Genomic DNA, 4,810 nt, shown 5'->3' on the forward strand with positions numbered 1-4,810 from the left:
GACTCAAGACGATAGTTACCGGATAAGGCGCAGCAGTCGGGCTGAACGGGGGGTTCGTGCACACAGCCCAGCTTGGAGCGAACGACCTACACCGAACTGAGATACCAACAGCGTGAGCTATGAGAAAGCGCCACGCTTCCCGAAGGGAGAAAGGCGGACAGGTATCCGGTAAGCGGCAGGGTCGGAACAGGAGAGCGCACGAGGGAGCCACCAGGGGGAAACGTCTGGTATCTTTAAGTCCTGTCGGGTTTCGCCACCTCTGACTTGAGCGTCGATTTCTGTGATGCTCGTCAGGGGGGCGGAGCCTATGGAAAAACGCCTGCGGCGCGGCCTTCTTCCTGTTCTTGGTCTTTTGCTCACATGTTCTTTCCGGCCTTATCCCCTGATTCTGTGGATAACCGTGCTGCCGTTTTTGTGTAAGTCAGTACCGCTCGCCGCAGCCGAACGACCGAGCGTAGCGAGTCAGTGAGCGAGGAAGCGGAAAAGCGCCTGGACGCGCATTTTCTCCTTACGCATCTGTGCGGAATTTCACACCCGGCATGGGGCACTTTTCATACAATTCGCACTGATGCCGCATAGTTAAGCCAGTATACACTCCGCTATCGCTACGTGACTGGGTCAGGGCTTCGCCCCGACACCCGCTGACGCGCCCTGGCGGGCTTGTCTGCTGCCGAAAACGCTCGCGGACAAGCCGTGAGCGCCTCCGTCAGCTTCGTTATGTTCCTGTTTCACTTTCGGTCTCAAAGCGAACCTGGATGCTGTTCTGGAGTTCTTCCGCGAGTTCGTGCAGTCGTTCGCACATGGCCGCCTGTTCGTCGGCATCCAGAGCATCCAGTTTTTCAAGCAGTGTCAGGCTCTGGCTTTTGATAAATCGCGCCATATTCAGCGCAGTTTGTTGCTGTTTGTTCACCTTCCGTTGTTCTCCGTCAGTACCGGGTGTCGGGTGGACCCTGACCAGGTGGTAATTGTAAGACGTTGCGGGCGACGGTATTACAATTGCACATCCTGTCCTGTTTTTTTAGGACGTATCATGGCACAGCATATCAACTGATAAATAATCCCTGTGCAGTGCAGCCGCTGTTGCATAAAATTTCGCTCTGCGTCGAGTGTTTCTTAATCAATAATTCCGCTGATACTCCGGAAAAACGCGAGTCTGTTCTCATGCCTGAAATGCCCACACCCCACGCAAAAACAAGTTTTTGCTGATTTTTCTTTATAAATAGAGAGTTATGACAAATTAGTTCTTCTTGCTCTCTTTGTGATATTTAAAAAAGCGGTGTCGGCGCGGTGTTGTAGCTGCGCCAACACCGCTTTTTAGGGGTGGTACTGACTATTTTCATAAAAAACATCATCTTATATTAGGGGTGCTGCTAGCGGCGCGGTGTGTTTTTTTACAGGACACCCCTGGGGGCGCTGCTAGGGGTGTCTGTTCAGATATGTAGCAATGAGTCAGGGATTCACGAACTGAAAATGTCCGAAAATGTGTCTCATGGGCACTGTATGCGCCCAAACCGATCGTCATTCACTTTCATGCATAGCTATGCAGTGAGCTGAAAGCGATCCTGACGCATTTTTCCGGTTTACCCCGGGGAGAACATCTCTTTTTGCGGTGTTCGCGGCAGAATCGCTTTCAGCGCGTTTTAGCGGTGCGCGCAATGCGACGTTATGGTAAATGACGCTGAAAAATGATCTTTTACGCTCATCGTTTATGAGCAACAGATGTCCTAATCATGGATTTGAACTATAACCGCCGCTGAATTGATCGCATGAGGTGTTATGAAAACGGTGATATAAGTAAACTTTTTCTTGACTTCCTACTTATTATCCTATAAAATAAATCCTTAGGATTTATTTTATAGGATATCAAAAATATAAAAATGGCAAATGCTTGTTTGTTATTATTTTTTTCTTGACAATCAATCTCTAATAGAATATACGTCCTTAGGACGTATATTCTATTAGAGACTAAACCGAAAAGGTTGAATATGTATCTTATCGAAGAAGCGCTAACGTCTTGGTTGTTGAATGAATATAAAAAACCAGTCATAACCAAAGAAGAAATCTCTTTGCAGATTTACCTTTTTTATTTAAAAAAAGAATATAATGGTGAGAGGATATATCAAATTAGAAAGAACAAAGCAGGACCTAATGAATTTGAAAAAAATATATTAAAATTATTAAAGTCAGGGGTTTTATCAAGAGTTGAAAGTAACGATAAGCATCATGCTTACCCCCATTTAATTGGCGGTTTCTATGAGGTCTTTTTTGTTAAAGGTAACGATGGTTCTCCGGAAAATGATATAGTGTGCTCTACGTATCCATATGGATACTTATCCTATTTATCCGCTATGGATTGGCATAACATCACAGATAAAATACCCAAGATAATCCACTTTACGACATGTCGTTCCGAACAGTGGAAGAATAAGTTCTATCATGATTTTCAAAAGGATAATCCTGATATAGACGAAGCCAAACAATTCATGCCTAGATTTCCAAGAAATTCTGAGGTCAATGGAATAAAAATTATCGTTACACAAGAAACAAATTATGTTGAGCCAATGAAGGCTCGTAATTCCCCTGTCAGGGTATCATCTATCGGTAAGACCTTTATGGATATGACCAGGCGGCCTGATTACTGTGGTGGTGAGGAGCATGTATTGGAATCATTTATTGAGCACGGTAAAAAATATGCACCTCTGATTATAAAGGAAGTCGATAAGCTTGGCCGTCATATTGACAAGGTAAGGGTTGGATTCATTTTGGATAGAATTATTGGGGTTAATAATAAAAAAATAAGCGAATGGAAACAAGAGGCGGGTAAATACAGAGGTAGTTCGAAAGTGCTATCTCCAAAGAGTCCATTCTCACCTTACTTTGATGAAGAATGGTTTATTTCTATTAATGTTGATATGGTTAAGTCTTATGGAAAAAGAAATTAATAATTGGATCGAAGAGTCTGGTGGGAAGTACAGGTTGATGCGCCAGGCTGTACATATAATACTTAAATCTATTTCTATAGAGGAGAGTTTGAATGAAATGATGGTTATGAAGGGAGGGACTCTTCTTGGTGTTAAGCATGGTAGTGATAGATACACAAAGGATATTGATTTTTCTACCGAAAAAAAACTTTCTGAAATTGACTTGGGGGATTTTTTCAATAGGTTTAATGACTCAATGGATGTTGCTGAGGCTGAATTGGGATATGGTATTAAATGTAAAGTTCAATCTCATAAAATTCAACCTAATGCACAAGGAACATTTCCAACTGTACAGATAAATATAGCCTTTTGCGATCGTTCTAATGCGTCTGCAATGAAAAGGCTTGAATCTAATCAATCACCTTCAGTGATAAATATCGATTTTAGCTTTAACGAAAAAACGTATGATTTTGACTTTTTATCATTAGATGGTGATGATGACAATGATAGCGTAAAGACCTACAGCTTAACTGATTTGATGGCTGAAAAATATCGATCCGTTTTGCAACAAAAAGTTAGAGAGAGAAATCGAGAGCAAGATATATATGATATCAATTATCTTTTAGGTAAATATGAGTTTTCTCGGCAAGATAAGTATAAAATACTGGAGTCTCTTTTAAAAAAGAGTGAAGGTAAACAATTGGATAATCTCTTAAACGTTAAAGGTATAAGGGATGTAGAAATTATCGAGCGTTCCAGTCAGCGATATCAGGATTTATCATCCACCGTTAAATCATTACCTCTTTTTGAAGATGCTTATGAAAAAGTTGCCTGTTTCTATGAAAGTCTTCCGTGGGATATATTCAAATGATAGCGTTCAGTTTTAGTGATATTGGTAACAGATGTGAAAACTTAGACTTATTATCTACGATAAATTGTCAAAATGATGTGTTTGGAATGGTTATTATGGATGGGTATTCCTGCTCTGAGTGGAATATGAAAATTCTCTCTGGTAGGTTAGATAAGTGCGTGTTTTCTGGTGATCTGAATAAAGATATTATTGAACCATGCAAGTCAGTTCCTGTTAAGGCTGCAGTATGTTTCCTTTTTAAAAATAATACGCACCTCCATATATATAATGCAGGAGATTGCCGTGTATATAACAAAAGTGGAGTCCTTCTAACAGAGGATAACTCGGTTGCCTGGAAAAGATTAAAGGAAAATGGAATCGATAATAAAAATATACCTCACCTCGTTTGTTATTGCCCAGACAGAAATTATCTAACATCATTTGTTGATTTCTGCTCTGATGAGATAATTTTCAATCATTCAGTTTTTGATTTAAATGATGAAAACAAAGAGGTTATTTTATGTACTGATGGGTTTTGGGAGCATTTTAATGATGGTACTGTTATTGACCTCATGAAAGATAACCCAGAATCTAACTTGGCTAAATTTACTAAAAATATCCCGGGTAACGCAGAGAATCATACGGTTTGCTACGTTAGATTCCCTTCTTGATTTCGTGTTTTTTGAAGAAGCTATTGAGATCTTCGTGTCATATAGATAATCTCTTTTCTGTAAAAGAAAAAAACCGCCTTTGCGGGGCGGTTTTCTCTTAGGTTCAAAGAGTTTGCGGCTCGAAGAACCAAGGTAACTGGCTTGGAGGAGCGCAGTCACCAAAACCTGTTCTTTCAGTTTAGCCTTAACTGGCGCATGACTTCAAGACTAACTCCTCTAAATCAGTTACCAGTGGCTGCTGCCAGTGGCGTTAAGGCGTGTCTTACCGGGTTGGACTCAAGACGATAGTTACCGGATAAGGCGCAGCAGTCGGGCTGAACGGGGGGTTCGTGCACACAGCCCAGCTTGGAGCGAACGACCTACACCGA

5 protein-coding genes are annotated in these 4,810 nt (G+C 41.5%); 3 read left to right on the forward strand and 2 right to left on the reverse strand.

The genetic code is table 11. The features are described 5' to 3' along the window. Positions 1-715: 715 nt before the first annotated feature. Entirely contained in the window at positions 716-910 is a 195-nt protein-coding gene (locus G434_RS00025) for a Rop family plasmid primer RNA-binding protein (protein WP_001041633.1), read from the reverse strand. A gap of 1,075 nt (positions 911-1,985) precedes the next feature. Here G434_RS00025 and G434_RS00020 point away from each other — a divergent pair. The 3 genes from G434_RS00020 to G434_RS00010 are packed head-to-tail and all read left to right on the forward strand — an operon-like array spanning position 1,986 to position 4,442. Further along, on the forward strand, positions 1,986-2,942 hold the full coding sequence (locus G434_RS00020; protein WP_000280763.1) for a type IV toxin-antitoxin system AbiEi family antitoxin domain-containing protein: 957 nt from the start codon (positions 1,986-1,988) through the stop codon (positions 2,940-2,942). Continuing rightward, positions 2,926-3,792 (forward strand): nucleotidyl transferase AbiEii/AbiGii toxin family protein, encoded by an 867-nt coding sequence (locus G434_RS00015; protein WP_000409995.1) that lies wholly within the window; start codon positions 2,926-2,928, stop codon positions 3,790-3,792. The genes G434_RS00020 and G434_RS00015 overlap by 17 nt, the downstream gene beginning before the upstream one ends. After that, positions 3,789-4,442 (forward strand): PP2C family serine/threonine-protein phosphatase, encoded by a 654-nt coding sequence (locus tag G434_RS00010; protein WP_016249761.1) that lies wholly within the window; start codon positions 3,789-3,791, stop codon positions 4,440-4,442. The genes G434_RS00015 and G434_RS00010 overlap by 4 nt, the downstream gene beginning before the upstream one ends. 221 nt (positions 4,443-4,663) lie before the next feature. Here G434_RS00010 and G434_RS30880 read toward each other — a convergent pair whose 3' ends face one another. Beyond that, positions 4,664-4,777 (reverse strand): hypothetical protein, encoded by a 114-nt coding sequence (locus G434_RS30880; protein ID WP_001427893.1) that lies wholly within the window; start codon positions 4,775-4,777, stop codon positions 4,664-4,666. Between the last annotated feature and the right edge of the window lie 33 nt (positions 4,778-4,810).

This window comes from Escherichia sp. KTE172, assembly GCF_000408845.1.
Classification (GTDB): domain Bacteria; phylum Pseudomonadota; class Gammaproteobacteria; order Enterobacterales; family Enterobacteriaceae; genus Escherichia; species Escherichia coli.